The sequence below is a fragment of the Pseudomonadota bacterium genome (assembly GCA_039193195.1).
Classification (GTDB): Bacteria; Pseudomonadota; Gammaproteobacteria; order Steroidobacterales; family JBCBZW01; genus JBCBZW01.
On record JBCCWS010000020.1, the window covers coordinates 37,245 to 49,794 of the forward strand.

A 12,550-nucleotide genomic window follows, 5' to 3' on the forward strand; every position below is an offset into this window, starting at 1 on the left:
CCCTGGTTGGGACAAATCAGGTGAGCTCTTGCACGGCGCGATGGGCCTGCATGGCCGCTTGCGGGAAGAGCGCGCTCGCCCCCGCATCTGAGTTGGCGATGGCGATCTGGCCGAAGGGTCTGCGACCGGCGACGTGGGGGAATCGTTCGTCGTTCCAGTCGTCGTAGAACTCATCGTTGCGCCAATCGTAGGAATAGGCGTAGCCGTGGGCCCAGCGATTCACCGTGATGCCTGCGATGTCCTTCGCTGGGTCAAAGCCACCTGGACCTAGCAATTCCGTCAGCTGCGCGCGAGCATTGCGCTCGATGGTCGAGAATGGCGTCGTCATCAATTCGTGTCGACCGAGACTGTAGAGCTCAGGCGGCGTGAGGTGTGGGTCCGGGTAAAACAGAAACCGCTCCATATGCACCACCACCGGCGAGTCCGGTGCGGGTGAGAACTTGTAATCGCCGATGCTCACGGGAAAATCGACCATGGCGTTGACGAAGTAGCCACCTGGCATTGCCACGCAGCCCACGCCGAGCTTCTCGAAGGCGCGCCAGTTGGTCAGCGCTACATTGGTGTAGATGATCGGCGCGCGTATGCGGCTCTGCAGGGCTGCCCGCTGAGGCGCAGGCAGCTGCGGGCATAGGGCGGGGATGATGGCGTTGTTGCAGGCGAGGATGCAGCGATCGCCGTGGACACGCTGCGCCTGGCCGTTGGCGACGTAGGTGACCGCCACCTCTTTTTGACCGGGCCCATCGCCCGGCGTATGCGTCACGTTCACCGCGGTGCTGTTCAGGCGCACCCGCACCTGTTGGTCCTCGAGGTCCAACTTGCCGTAATCGAAGGACGCGGTGACGATGTCCTCCATCGTGTCGCCCGGCGCGACACTGGGGATCAGGCGGCGCACTATCAAGCGGGCAACGCTCGCCAGTCCATCTGGAAAGTGGTGAATGTAGGGGTCGTCTTCGAAGGCGAAGTCGACGTCGACGCCAGTGACGGCTCCGCCGGGCAGGGTACCGTAGAGAAACACGTCGCCGGCAGCGCATTGGTCGATATCGACGGTGGCGTCCGTACTCAAGCCCGCCAAGGCGCGAAACACTTCCGGCTCGGTCACGTCCAGGTGACGGCGCAGAAACTCGGCGTAGGTCAGCGTATACAAGTATTCCTCGCGCTCCTGTCGGGACCAGGACTCGAAGCGATCGGTGCGATCGGTCAACACGCGCAGCATCTGCGCTTTGGCCTTCGGGGACATCGGCATCGCCGCCACGGCCTCATGCGCTGGGACTCCCGGCGCCAGCGGTAGCCAACTCCAAAACCCGCCTAGGTCGTAGGGGACGAGGCGTCGTTCGCCCCACTGATCCTGGGCGAAAAGGACCGCGCCCGCCAGCTTGTGGCGGCGATAGAAATCCTGATCGTAGGCCTGCCCGAGCCTCTTAAGATCGACTCCTAAGTCACGCAGTAGGCGCCTTACGGCCCGCGGGTAGCCGGCCGGCGCCTCGAAGGTTTGGGTGCCTCCGTAGCCAATCAGGCGCTGCCCCCCCACCTCGAATTCGTTGCGCTTGGCGTGGCCGCCGAAGTCGTCGTGGTTATCTAGGAGCAGGATGCGCGCGTCCGGTTGCTTCTGATGGAAGAGGTAGGCGGCAGTGAGGCCGCTCAGGCCGGCGCCAACGACCACGAGATCATACTTCTCCCCTGAATCGAGCACCGGCCCAAAGTCCGTGCGCCCACCACGGGCCAAGGCGTGGGCCACTTCGAAGGCGCCATCATGGTTGCCGCGCATGCCCATACGCTCGGGAGGCCGCCCGAGCGCGGGCTGGGCGGCGGCGAACGGGGCTCGGTCCGCCCCGAGGGCTGCCCCGGGCACGATCATGGCTCCCGCCATCGCGCCGAATCCGTTGATGAAGTCTCGGCGCGTGATGTCCGATCCCATGCCCAACGCCCGATCGGAGCGCTCTTGGGGGCGTAAGTCTGTGCTGCTTGGTCCCTTGGACACGGTAGGCCTCGCTTAGACCAGTGAAAGCCGTGGGCAGGTGGCGCTGGCGCCAGCATCGAACGTACTTCCCCTCGGCGCCAGCGAACACCGCGCCTATACGCGTAAACGATCGCGCGGAGCACTTTGATTAACGTCGAGGGCGTCGATGTTCGAGTAACGAGGATCCTAGTGCCACGATTTGACGCTATCGTGATCGGCGCCGGGCACAACGGCCTGACGACCGCGGCATTTCTCGCGAAAAGCGGCCTGGACGTACTGGTGTTGGAACGCAACCCATACTCTGGCGGCGCCACCGTGAGTCGCGAGCTCCATGAGGGGTGGACGTACTCGAACTGCTCCTACGTCTGCAGCCTGTTCCGCCCGGAGATATACGCTGCCCTCGATCTCGGCCGCCACGGCCTGAAGGTCATCCCGCTGGTGAGCAGCATGACCTTCAAGCGAGACGGTGACTACTTCGGCAGCTACCAACACCCGGCGATTCGCCGCCGAGAGCTGCGCCGACACAGCCCGCGCGATGCGGACGCGGCCGTGCGCTTCGATGCGGACGTCCTGCGCTGGTGCCGCCTGATCCGCGGCATGCTCCTGCGCACGCCCCCCGACCCCACATCCCTAGCGCCCCGCGACGCCTTCGAATTCGCCTACCTATTGAAGAAGTTCTGGGCCCTGAGCGAGGCCCAGCTGTATGAATTCATTCGCTTCTTCACGATGTCGATCGCGGAATATCTCGAAAACTACTTCGAGAACGAGACCATCCTCGCCCACTATTCAGGCGGCAGCATCATCGGCACCGGGCTCGGCGTCTACTCGCCCGGCACCGCCTACGTGCTGCTCCACCACGCCATGGGGGATGTGGACGGCAACGTCGGCGCCTGGGGCTTCGCGCGCGGCGGCATGGGCGCCGTGGCCAAGGCCCTCGCGAGCGCCTTCGAGGGCTACGGCGGCAAGCTGCGCTGTGATGCGGCGGTGGAGAAGATCAAGTCGCGCGGCGGGCGCACGACCGGCGTAGTGCTCGGCTCAGGCGAGGAAATCGACGCACCCGTGGTGGTTTCCAGCCTCAACGCCAAGACGACGTTCACGCGATTGCTCGAAGCGGACGACGTACCGCCCACCCTGCTGTCCCGCGCTGAGCGCTTCAAGACCCGCGGCTCGTCAGGAAAGCTGAACATTGCCTTAGAGGGCCTTCCCACCTTCCGCGCCCTGCCCGAAGGGTCACCGCTAACGCTCGGCCACATGCACTTCACGGACACCTTGGAGCGCCTGGAACTGGCCTACGATGATTGGAAGGAGAAGCGCTGGTCCGCCGACCCCTACACGGACACGCTGATCCCCTCCCAGTACGACCCCACGATCGCGCCGCCGGGCAAGCACATGATGAGCGTGTTCGTGCAGTACTGCCCCGCCGACGTAGAGGGCGGCTGGACCGACGAGAAACGCACCGCCTTCGGCAACACGGTAATCGACCAGATCGCCGACTACAGTCCCGACTTCAAGTCCCTCATCGCCCACGCAGAGGTGCGCACGCCGCGCGAACTAGAAGCGGAGGTGGGCCTGCTCGAGGGCAACATCTTCCACGGCGAACTCACCTTCGACCAGCTGCTGTTCAACCGGCCCTTCCCGGGTGCCGCCCAATACCGAGGTCCGCTGAAGGGCATGTACCTCGCCGGCTCGTCCTCGCACCCGGGCGGTGGCGTGATGGGCGCACCGGGCTGCAACGCAGCGCGCGAGATTCTCGCCGACCTGCGTCGCACTGATATCACGCCTAGCGAGTTTCCGGATGACTGAGCCCTCGACCACCGTAGTGATCGGCGCCGGTCACAACGCGCTTGTCTGTGCCACCTACCTGGCGCGCGCCGGCCGACGGGTTACCTGCCTGGAGGCCGCAGCGATGCCGGGCGGCATGGCGTCGTACCGCGCCTTCGGCGAAGGCTATAGCGCGCCCATCGCCCACGCGCAGTATCCCCTCGATGACCGGTTGGTGAAGGACCTCGATCTCGAACAGCACGGCTACAGGGCTGGCGCGCCCGCCCCGACGACGGTGCTCGACCCCGAGGGTCAAACGCTTAGTGCCCTCGGCACCGATCTATCGGGTGCTGGCGCAACGCGGGGCGACCAAGCTGCCTACCGGGCCCTGCGCGCGGGGTTTGCAGAGTTCGCCGATTGCTTGGCACCCCTATTCGATAGCGCGCCGCCACGACTCAAGCACCTCGGCATGGGTGAGCTTCGTGGCCTCTCCTCACTTGCCCTGAGGCTTCGCTTCGGGCTTGGGCGGGAGAAGCTGCAGGAATTGCTGCGCGTGGCAGGCATGAACATCTACGACCTGCTCGATGAGCACTTTGCTGATGAGCGGATTAAGGGATTGATGGCGCTGGAGGCACTGCAGGGGTCAGCGATGGGTCCGCGCACACCTGGCACCGTGCTCACCTGGCTTCATCGCCTAGCGAATGCACACGATCGCTTCCCGGCGATCGCCGCCGATGCCGACCGTAGCATCGGCACCGCCTTGGCAAACGCGCTACGGGCGGCGGGCGGTGAGCTGCGCTACGACACCAAGGTGCGTGCGATCTCCATCGAGGATTCGCGGGCCACGGGCGTCATCTTGAGCGATGGTGAGCGCATCCGCGCCAGCACGGTAATTTCGGGCGTGGACCCGCGCGCGACCTTCGAAGAGTTGCTCGGGCTGCCCTCCCTCGACGCCGCATTCGCCCGCCGCATCACGCAGATCCGCGGCAGGGGGGTGGTCGCGAAGCTGCATCTCGGCCTGAACTCGCTTCCCGCCTTTCCAGGGCTCACCCCGGAGACCCTCGGCGGGCGCATGCTGGTTGCCCCCTCGGCAGACTACGTGGAGAAGGCCTTCAATCCGAGCAAGTACGGACGACACAGTCCCGCGCCCGTGCTCGAGATCACGATGCCCTCCCTCGCCAACGCGAGCCTCGCCCCCGAGGGCAAGCACGTGATGTCCATGAACATCTCTTTTGTGCCCTACCAAACGCAGGGTGACACCGATGCATTTCGTCAAAGCGTACTCGACAGCGCACTGGACACGCTCGGTGAGTACGATCGCGCGCTGCGCAGCCGGGTCGTGTGCAGCGATCTCATGACACCGACAGACCTGGAAGCTCAGTTCGGTGCCGTCCAAGGCCACTGGCACCACGGTGAACTATCGATGCACCAGTCGCTGATGCTGCGCCCACTCTACGGCGCTGCGCGGTACGCCGCTCCGGTGCGCGGCGTGTACTTGTGTAGCGCCGGTTGCCACCCAGGCGGTGATGTGAGCGGCAGACCCGGTCGCAACGCAGCCGCGGCGATCCTCGCCGCGAAGGACGCCCCATGAGCACCACCCTCGATCATACGCACTTCCGCCGAGCCCTTGACGCCACGCCATTCCTACACTTCTACGAGGCGCTATCCACGCGAGAGCACTGGACCGCTTGGAACGGCTACAAGGTAGCCAAGGTGATCGACAACCTCGCGCGCGAGTACTACGCCATTCGCAGCGGCTGCTCCGTGATGGATCTCACCCCGATGGAGAAGTACCGCATCGCGGGGCAGGACGCGTTGCGATTCCTCAATCGCCTGGTGACGCGAGACGTGAGCCAGCTTCAGATCGGTCGCGTCACCTACGCGCTCTGGTGCGACGACGAAGGAAAGGTGATCGATGACGGCACGATCTTCCGCCTGAGCGAACACGAGTTCCGTCTCTGCGCGCAGCATCACCAGCTCGACTGGTTGCTAACGAGTGCGCTCGGCTTCGATGTCGACATCGCGTGCGAGACGCACGAGATCGCAGCGCTGGCGGTGCAAGGGCCCACCTCGCACACGGTGCTCGCGGCAGCTGGTTTTGGCGAACTGGAGCAGCTCAAGCCCTTCCGCAGCGTTCAGACATCCTTCGCAGGGACTCCCGCGCTGGTGTCACGAACGGGATTTACGGGCGACCTCGGCTACGAGGTCTGGGTGCATCCCGCGCACGGCGACGCCTTGTGGCATTCCCTGATGGCACAACGCGCTTGCCTAGATGTTGTGCCCATCGGCCTGGATGCGATGGAGATGGCGCGCATCGAGGCAGGATTCATCATGCCAGGCTTCGACTTCATCACGGCCGAGACAGCCCTGATGCCAGAGCACCAACGCTCGCCTGAGGAGCTCGGGCTCGGGTGGGCCGTGGATCTCAGCAAAGGGCCTTTTACGGGCCGCGCCGCCCTCGCCGAGGAACGCGCTCAGCCCGCACGGCGCCGCCTGTGCAAGCTGATCGTGGGGGGCAACAAAGCGGTGGGCGATGCCTTTCTGTACAAACGCCGGAAGGGCCGTGAGATAGGGGTGGTTCGCTGTAGCACTTGGTCACCGGTACTGAAGGCAAACTTGGCATTGGCGGAGCTCGCGCTCTCCGACGGCGCCCTCCCCAGCGACGTATGGGCAAAGATCGACTATCAGCGAGAGCTGGCCTGGCGCGTGGCGTGGGAGCCCTGCACGATAACAAGCAAACCCTTCTACTCTCCCGTTCATCGCAGCGCGACGCCGCCCGCCGCGTACTGAACGTACTCCAAGCAAGGCCAAGGACCGCATGAGCAACGCGTCGCAAAATCCCTTCGATAGCTGGCGCGCCATGGCTGTCTCGCTCTACATGGTGCTGGTTGGCTACGGCGTGCTGGTGGGCATTCCGGTCATCAGCTCAGCTTGGGTAAACCAGCTTGGATTCAGCGAAGTGCAGGTTGGCCGCGTCGCCGGGGCCGATCTCGGCGGTCTGTCCGTGGGCGCAGTGCTCACCTCCATGCTAATCGCACGCTGCTCTCGCCGCGGCCTCACTCTGCTCGGCATTGCCCTGTCCGTAGCGGCGAACGGCCTATGCATCACCATCACGGCGTACGAGCAGGTGCTGTGGCTTCGCTTCCTGTCGGGCATCGGCAGCGGCATCTACACGGCCGTTGCTGTCGCCAACCTGGGGGCGACCTCACGACCAGCCCGAGCCTTCAACTTCGCCCTATTCGCCTTCGCCTTTTCTCAGGCGCTCGAACTCGCCGTGCTGCCAATGCTCTCGATGACGGGCATCTACCTTGTGTTCATCGTGACTTACCTGCTCACGCTGCCGTTCCTCGGCTGGTTTCCCGCGGGACGACAGGCCCCAGCGGTGGACACCGCGCGCGAAGCCACCGTGGCGCCAACCGTCCCACGCTACCTGCCGTGGATGGTGCTGGCAGCCATCGGTGTCACCTACGTGAACATCGGCGCTTACTGGACCTACATCGAACTGGCGAGCGCAGACTCTGCCGCCGACCCAGATTGGGTGGCGCGGGCGCTCGTCATCACCTCCTTCTTTTCTATCCTCGGATGCCTCTTCGCCACCCTGATTAGTAATCGCTTCGGCCTGGCGCGCCCGCTGATGGTGACCCTAGTGCTGCAAGCGGTCATCGTGGCGATGCTCGCCAACGGCATTGATAACGTGAACATCGTGATCAGCTTGTTTAGCTTCAACTTTCTCTGGGTGTTCATCGACGTCTATCAAATGGCGACGGTCGCCAACGTTGACCCGGATGGTCGCTACTCCGCCCTGATGCCCGGCGCTCAGGGCCTCGGTCAAATCATTGGGCCGAACATCGCGGCATCCGTGCTCGCGGGCGGATACGGCTACCACGGAGTGTTTATCTTCTGTGCCGCGGCGTCGATCTTAGCGCTGCTGATCTACGCCACGATGTACGCTCAGCTGCGCACCTCGTGCCCAGCGCTAGCTGACGCATCGTAGGTCGACCGGTGATTTCGGGAGCCGCTGATGCCCGACCATGACCGCGCGCGAATTCCCAGCCTCGCATCAACTTCCCCTACGGACTCGATCATCAGCTCGCTGCGCACGCAAGGCGGGGTGATCGTTCGCGACGTGGTGCCGGCGAGCGTGCCCAAGGCCGTGCTCGCCGAGCTAGAGCCACCCTTGGCCGACTTCGGTGCGAGATTCGCCAACGACTTCAACGGCTACCGCACGCTGCGGGCAGGTGCCATCTTGAAGGTGTCGCCCTCATCGCCAACCCTGATAGCCCACCCCTTGGTGCTCGAGGTGGCCGACGCGATCCTGCTGCCCCATGCCAATAGCTACCGGATCGGTAGCACCACTGCGATCAAGGTGCTGCCGGGCGAACGGCATCAGCAGCTGCATCGCGATGTAGACGATCTCTACCCCATCGCATTGCCTGGCGTCGAGTTGCAGCTTTCGGTGATGTGGGCCCTCGGCGACTTCACGCGGGAGAACGGCGCGACGCGCATGGTGCTCGCTGAGCACGCGCCGAACCAGCGGAGTGATATCAGGGAAGAGCATATTGCCCAGGCGGAGATGCCGCGCGGCTCGGCGTTGTTCTACCTCGGCACGACCTGGCACGGCGGCGGCGCCAACACCACCTCATCTGCGCGCACCGGCCTGGTCAATACCTACAGCCTGGGGTGGCTACGGCAAGAGGAAAACCAGTACCTGAGCGTGCCTCGCGAAATTGCAGACGCCCTACCAGAGCGAGTTCGTCGCTTGATGGGCTATCAAAGCGACGGGCCCTACCTCGGCGTCTACCCCGGTGATCCCGACAACAACTGGTACGAGTCCTGACCTCGCGATCTGCGTCTGCGGTACAGTGCGCCTAGGCCATTTAGCGAGTTGAACCTATCGCGCGGGCTTAGCGTGCGGGCGACAGCGTTCACCGGGAAGCGCACGCATGTCGCGAGATGGAGACAGGCAAGCACCTCCGCGCCCAAGGGCGCAGACCACCCCGACGATAGTTGGCACCGGCGAGTTCTCGGTCGATACCACTCGATGGCCCGCTTGGCAGCGCGCCTATCGCTACGGCACGCTGGTGATTAGGCCACCGGCCCGCGTTCGTGCCGTAGTCGACCGTTGGCGAGCCCGTTACGATCCGGTCAGCCAAGGCTACGTCGACACTCACATCACGGTCACCCAACCGTTTCGTCAGGAACCTACACGCCAGGCCTTCGCCCAGATCACCACCATCTTGCGCTTGCAGCACCAATTCGAGATCCGCTACGGACCGCTGCGCAACTTCCTGCCCGATCCGGTGCTGTGGTTGGAGGTTCAACCGGCACGTAGAGTAATGGCGCTACGGCGCGCACTGCACGAGACGGGGTTGTTCGACCTCTCCCAGCCGCACACGGACGGCTTCGTTCCCCACATGAGCATTGCCGAAGGGCTCTCATCGCCGCAGGCCGATGAAGCGCTCTACGCGCAGCTTCGCGGCCAAGCGCCCGTCGGCAAGTTCCCCTGCCGGAGCATTACCTACCTACGTCCGGACGAGCGCTTCCAGTTCCGCAAACTGCGGACCTTTCGCCTCCCAGGTAGCTAGCAAGGGATGTAAAAGATATTTGACATTCCCCCATAGCCGCGCGACACTGGAAATGTTAAAAATTTCTAACATTAGGTCTCTGAATGGGATTCCATGAGAAATCCTCCTGGGTGATGGTGCTGAGCCTGTTGGCCGGCGCCGCGTTCTACATCTACTTCGTGGTCATGGGGTCGCGCGCCGCGGGGATGCTGGTCCCCCCCGTGCTGCCCGTGCTTATCGCCTTCACGGTCATCCTCGTACTCTTGGCCGTAGTAGGGCACATCCTTGCCGCGCTCAGCTCCGTTCGAGATGCGAACGCGGGCGAAGACGAGCGTGATCGACTGATCGCCCGCCGCGCAGCGAGCGCCTCTGGCGCCTTGCTGTCTCTCGGCGTGCTAGCAGCGCTCAGCCTGTACCTGTTCACCTATCAAGGTGATTGGCTCTTCTACGGGGTCTTCGCGAGCCTCGTTCTGGCCAGCATCAGCGAGTACGCTGTGCGTATCGTGCTCTATCGCTTCGGCTAACTCGTCTTGAGTCGTTCCACGACGATACGCAATCGCGTACGAGAGCTTCGCGAACTGCACGGCGGGATATCGCAGGCGGAATTGGGCGAGGCGATCGGTGTGACGCGCCAGACCATCGCCGCCATCGAAAAGAGCCGCTACTCGCCGTCGCTGGAGAGCGCGTTCCGCATCGCCCGACTCTTCCAGGTGGGCGTCGAAGAGGTGTTTTACTGGCACGAGGACGAGTAGACGCTGGCTTGATCCTTGCAGCGATACCGCGAACACACGCAGAGTTCGCACGCCATGTCGCTAATCATCAAGTACGGCCTTCAACCCACCCTGATGGTAGGTGTCTTAAGTCTCTGGTACTTCAACCAAGACGCAGCGTGGGTGTATCTGCTGGTCGCCCTCGGCGTGCAGGTGTTGCTGGCCCTGCTTGAGCACTTTTGGCCCGCTCGCCCCGAATGGGTGCAACCGATCGGCTACAAGGGCGCCCTGGGGGCAGTGTTCATCGCCACCTACGTATTCGGGGGCGCGATCGTCGCGCCGCTCTACGCGCAGACGGTCAACCCCGCACTCGCCCACCTTCGCAGCACGCTTGGGCTCGATGTCTGGCCCACCGAATGGCCGATCATCGCGCAGGTATTGCTGGCCTTCTTTATGAGCGAGTTCATCTGGTACTGACTGCACCGGGCGGAGCATCGTTGGTCGTGGGTATGGCGTATCACTGGCCATGGATCGCACCACGCGTTTAAAAACCTGGCGGCCATCAACGCAGGCGCTAACCACCCGCTGGAGATCCTCCTAGTGCTCACCGTACCGAGCGCCGTCGTCGAGCTGCTGTTCGGTGCGGGGGCCGCAGTGGGTGGGTCGTACCTGTTGCTGTTGACCCTGGCCTTCCTGGCACACGCAAACCTCGATCTCAACACACGGGTGATCGGCTGGCTATTCACAACGAACCGATATCACATCCATCACCACTCCATGGTGTTGGAGGAGAGCAACACCAACTTCGGCTGCGCCGCCATCGTGTGGGACCGGCTCTTCGGCAGCTTCCGCGACGCGGCCACCACGCAGACCGGTACGGGCCCCACACAGCCGTCCCTTTGGGGAATTTTCCTGATGCCGTACCGTGAACCCCGAGACACGCAAACCTCTCCCAACGCTGGCGGATGAGATGGCGTCGCGAGCTACTCGGTGTAAGCGCCATCCCTAGCGCGCCCGGTCTGTCCGTGGCACTGTGAGTGCGTAGGGTGCGAGTCGAACAATCGTGGGAGAACAATCATGCACGCCCATACCCAGGGATGGGGCTTCCGCTACCGCGCTAAGGTGTGGCTCTTGGCCCTGCTAGCCGCCGCGACGAGCACGCTCACTCTCGCGACGCCAGCGCGAGCAGAGGCTGACCTGCGGGTCCAGGTCAATCCCCGCGGAACCGTGAGTTGGAAGCTCATCCAACGCACCCACGCTGGAGGTGCGCCGATGCCCCTGCGAGTGAACTACGCACTTCCCAACGCAGGCCAACTCCAGGCGCGCATCGTCCTTGCGAGCAGCGGCGACACGCTCCCGGGCCAGGATTACGCCGACAACACTTGGGCCGTAGAAGCGAGCGATGGCACGCCGCTAGAGCAGGTGATCGATGAGGTTCCCACCGGCGGTAACTACCACGTCCTGCTGCGGCTAGTGGACGGTGTGACGGGCGATGTCGCCGCCGAGGCCACCATCGAGGAAGTCGCGGTAGGCGACGTGTACCTGGCTGCGGGACAAAGCAACATGGCCGGATACGCCGAATCGCGCACGCCAATGGAGCTGCCGATCGACGAGGTTCACCTGTTCGGCAACGACTACGCCTGGAAGCGCGGCACGGAACCTATGGACGGTTTTTGGCAGCAGGTGGATTTGGTCTCCTTGGATTTCCCGTCCCACTCCTTGATGCTGCGCTTCGCCAAGGACGTCTACAGCGCCACCGGCGTGCCCATCGCGATCATCCCCGGTCCCCTAGGCGGCAGCAGCCTGGCCACTCAGTGGCAGCGGGACTTCAACGATACAACCAATCGCGACACCCTGTACGGATCTCTCCTCTACCGCACGCGCCTGCAGAACTACGGCGCCGCGCCGGCAGGGGTGCTGTGGTTCCAGGGAGAGTCCGATGCCATCACGACCTTTCCGGCCTATTACCGACGTTTGCTGCGGGAGCTGATCGCAAGCTACCGCGCCGACCTTCAGGACCCGCAGATGCCCTTCATCGTCGGTCAGCTCGGCACCTACGCCTTTAGCTTCGTTCCCACATGGATTGCCGTGCAAGAAGCGCAGCGCTTAGTGGCTCGAGAGGACGCCCATGTGGCCCTGGCGACAGCGATCGATCAACCAACCTGGGACACCATCCACTACACCGTTGAGGGCTACAAGACCATCGGCAGCCGCTTCGCACTGGCGGCGCGGGAGATGATCTACGGCCAAGCGGTCGATTCGCTCACGGAGCTGCAGGAGGTCACCCTGGGCGCAGACGGTGCCAGCGTGCTGCTCCATTACGACGCCGAGGTCTTCGCCGGAGAAGCACGCTTGTACTCGGTGACAGATGAAGCCGGAATCAATACGGTGGCGAGCACCTCGGCGATGAGCAACGTGATCACGCTAACGCTATCGCGCCCTATCAGCGGCAGGCTTGCGGAAGTACTCTATGGCAACTCGCGCCTGTTCGAGCGGAGCTGGGCTTTGGGCGCTTCGGGTATCGCCGTGCCTGCCTTCCGGGTGCTACTCGACTAGGC

12 protein-coding genes are annotated in these 12,550 nt (G+C 63.8%); 11 read left to right on the plus strand and 1 reads right to left on the minus strand.

Annotated elements, in window-relative coordinates; all coding sequences use genetic code 11:
* Window positions 1–16: 16 nt before the first annotated feature.
* Complete coding sequence (locus AAGA68_15890) at window positions 17–1,978, minus strand: NAD(P)-binding protein (protein ID MEM9386539.1); 1,962 nt, start codon at window positions 1,976–1,978, stop codon at window positions 17–19.
* 168 nt (window positions 1,979–2,146) lie between these two features.
* Here AAGA68_15890 and AAGA68_15895 point away from each other — a divergent pair, with 168 nt between their 5' ends.
* The 11 genes from AAGA68_15895 to AAGA68_15945 all read left to right on the plus strand — a co-directional run bounded on the left by AAGA68_15895 (window position 2,147) and on the right by AAGA68_15945 (window position 12,548).
* A complete protein-coding gene (locus AAGA68_15895) occupies window positions 2,147–3,760 on the plus strand; it encodes an NAD(P)/FAD-dependent oxidoreductase (GenBank protein MEM9386540.1) in 1,614 nt (537 codons plus the stop codon).
* Window positions 3,753–5,309 carry an NAD(P)/FAD-dependent oxidoreductase gene (locus AAGA68_15900; GenBank protein ID MEM9386541.1) on the plus strand — a complete coding sequence of 519 codons (1,557 nt, stop codon included), beginning with the start codon at window positions 3,753–3,755 and terminating at the stop codon, window positions 5,307–5,309. Before AAGA68_15895 ends, AAGA68_15900 begins: the two co-directional genes overlap by 8 nt.
* Window positions 5,306–6,508 (plus strand): aminomethyltransferase family protein, encoded by a 1,203-nt coding sequence (locus tag AAGA68_15905; protein MEM9386542.1) that lies wholly within the window; start codon window positions 5,306–5,308, stop codon window positions 6,506–6,508. Before AAGA68_15900 ends, AAGA68_15905 begins: the two co-directional genes overlap by 4 nt.
* A 28-nt stretch (window positions 6,509–6,536) precedes the next feature.
* A complete protein-coding gene (locus tag AAGA68_15910; protein ID MEM9386543.1) occupies window positions 6,537–7,712 on the plus strand; it encodes an MFS transporter in 1,176 nt (391 codons plus the stop codon).
* A 27-nt stretch (window positions 7,713–7,739) separates the two neighbouring features.
* On the plus strand, window positions 7,740–8,555 hold the full coding sequence (locus AAGA68_15915) for a phytanoyl-CoA dioxygenase family protein (GenBank protein MEM9386544.1): 816 nt from the start codon (window positions 7,740–7,742) through the stop codon (window positions 8,553–8,555).
* A gap of 106 nt (window positions 8,556–8,661) precedes the next feature.
* Entirely contained in the window at window positions 8,662–9,303 is a 642-nt protein-coding gene (locus tag AAGA68_15920) for a 2'-5' RNA ligase family protein (GenBank protein MEM9386545.1), read from the plus strand.
* An 83-nt stretch (window positions 9,304–9,386) separates the two neighbouring features.
* Window positions 9,387–9,806, plus strand: coding sequence for a hypothetical protein (locus AAGA68_15925; protein ID MEM9386546.1), 420 nt, complete (start codon window positions 9,387–9,389; stop codon window positions 9,804–9,806).
* A 6-nt stretch (window positions 9,807–9,812) separates the two neighbouring features.
* The gene (locus tag AAGA68_15930) at window positions 9,813–10,034 is read left to right on the plus strand and encodes a helix-turn-helix transcriptional regulator (protein MEM9386547.1); all 222 of its coding nucleotides are present in this window, start codon (window positions 9,813–9,815) and stop codon (window positions 10,032–10,034) included.
* Window positions 10,035–10,088: 54 nt separating this feature from the next.
* Complete coding sequence (locus AAGA68_15935) at window positions 10,089–10,469, plus strand: hypothetical protein (GenBank protein MEM9386548.1); 381 nt, start codon at window positions 10,089–10,091, stop codon at window positions 10,467–10,469.
* Window positions 10,470–10,961 (plus strand): sterol desaturase family protein, encoded by a 492-nt coding sequence (locus AAGA68_15940; protein ID MEM9386549.1) that lies wholly within the window; start codon window positions 10,470–10,472, stop codon window positions 10,959–10,961. It begins immediately after the preceding gene.
* A 108-nt stretch (window positions 10,962–11,069) separates the two neighbouring features.
* Complete coding sequence (locus AAGA68_15945) at window positions 11,070–12,548, plus strand: sialate O-acetylesterase (protein ID MEM9386550.1); 1,479 nt, start codon at window positions 11,070–11,072, stop codon at window positions 12,546–12,548.
* Window positions 12,549–12,550: the final 2 nt, after the last annotated feature.

What these genes read in the sequence shown, in the direction of transcription:
- AAGA68_15900 (MEM9386541.1), top strand. Translation starts at nt 3,753, where the DNA reads ATGACTGAGCCCTCGACCACCGTAGTGATCGGCGCCGGTCACAACGCG.
- AAGA68_15905 (MEM9386542.1), top strand. Translation starts at nt 5,306, where the DNA reads ATGAGCACCACCCTCGATCATACGCACTTCCGCCGAGCCCTTGACGCC.
- AAGA68_15910 (MEM9386543.1), top strand. Translation starts at nt 6,537, where the DNA reads ATGAGCAACGCGTCGCAAAATCCCTTCGATAGCTGGCGCGCCATGGCT.
- AAGA68_15915 (MEM9386544.1), top strand. Translation starts at nt 7,740, where the DNA reads ATGCCCGACCATGACCGCGCGCGAATTCCCAGCCTCGCATCAACTTCC.
- AAGA68_15920 (MEM9386545.1), top strand. Translation starts at nt 8,662, where the DNA reads ATGTCGCGAGATGGAGACAGGCAAGCACCTCCGCGCCCAAGGGCGCAG.
- AAGA68_15925 (MEM9386546.1), top strand. Translation starts at nt 9,387, where the DNA reads ATGGGATTCCATGAGAAATCCTCCTGGGTGATGGTGCTGAGCCTGTTG.
- AAGA68_15935 (MEM9386548.1), top strand. Translation starts at nt 10,089, where the DNA reads ATGTCGCTAATCATCAAGTACGGCCTTCAACCCACCCTGATGGTAGGT.
- AAGA68_15945 (MEM9386550.1), top strand. Translation starts at nt 11,070, where the DNA reads ATGCACGCCCATACCCAGGGATGGGGCTTCCGCTACCGCGCTAAGGTG.